Genomic DNA, 1050 nt, shown 5'->3' with positions numbered 1-1050 from the left:
GCTCCCACAGTTGACCGGGTTCTAACCTTGGAATGCAGTCAACTGTGGGAGCTGGCTTGCCTGCGATAGGGCCTCAAACGCAACAAATGATTTAAGCTTGGCCATAACAACAAGGAGGACCCCGTGAGCGTAATCAGTAAATCGATTCTCCTCGTCGACGACGACCAGGAAATCCGCGAATTGCTGCAGACCTACCTCAGTCGCGCCGGCTTCCAGGTACGTGGCGTACCGGATGGCGCGGGGTTCCGCCAGGCGATGAACGAGGCGCCGTGCGACCTGGTCATCCTCGATGTGATGTTGCCGGACGAAGACGGTTTCAGCCTTTGCCGCTGGATTCGCCAGCACCCGCGCCAGGCGCAGGTGCCGATCATCATGCTGACCGCCAGTTCCGACGAAGCCGACCGTGTGATCGGCCTGGAGCTGGGCGCCGACGACTACATCGGCAAACCCTTCAGCCCGCGCGAGCTGCAAGCGCGGATCAAAGCCTTGTTGCGTCGCGCCCAGTTTGGCCAGGAGCGCACGGGTGGCGGCGACGTTCTGGTGTTCGATGAGTGGCGCCTGGACATGATCAGCCATCGCCTGTTTCACGTGGACGGCGAAGAGGTAATCCTCTCCGGCGCCGACTTTGCCTTGCTCAAGTTGTTTCTTGATCACCCCCAACAGATTCTCGACCGCGACACCATTGGCAACGCCACCCGTGGCCGCGACCTGATGCCGTTGGACCGTATCGTCGACATGGCCGTCAGCCGCCTGCGCCAACGCCTGCGCGATACCGAAAAACCTCCAAGGCTGATCCGCACCGTGCGTGGCAGCGGTTATCAACTGGCAGCCAGCGTGGTTGCCGGCAATGCCCACTGAGCCGCTGACCGAGCGCCGCCGGCGTTTTCCGGTGCCGCGTTCGCTGCTTGGGCGCATGTTGCTGCTGACCTTGCTTGTGGTGCTGTTTGCCCAGGCGCTGTCCAGCGTGATCTGGGTTTCGCAACTGCGCGCCACCCAGCTCGAAGGCCTGGTGACCAGCGCGCGCAGCCTGGCGCATTCGATGACGGCCAG

At 62.5% G+C, this 1050-nt stretch carries 1 protein-coding gene and 1 pseudogene; both read left to right on the top strand.

Annotated elements, in window-relative coordinates; all coding sequences use genetic code 11:
- Window positions 1-123 precede the first annotated feature (123 nt).
- Window positions 124-858: a response regulator gene (locus FEM54_RS33045; protein ID WP_017139770.1), complete on the top strand. Its 735-nt coding sequence runs from the start codon at window positions 124-126 to the stop codon at window positions 856-858.
- A pseudogene (locus FEM54_RS33040) lies at window positions 848-1050 on the top strand (two-component sensor histidine kinase); the annotation flags it as partial. The gene FEM54_RS33045 and the pseudogene FEM54_RS33040, both read left to right, overlap by 11 nt.

The sequence above is a fragment of the Pseudomonas edaphica genome, assembly GCF_005863185.1.
GTDB classification, from domain to species: Bacteria; Pseudomonadota; Gammaproteobacteria; order Pseudomonadales; family Pseudomonadaceae; genus Aquipseudomonas; species Aquipseudomonas edaphica.
This window is presented reverse-complemented; position numbering and strand designations above follow the sequence as displayed.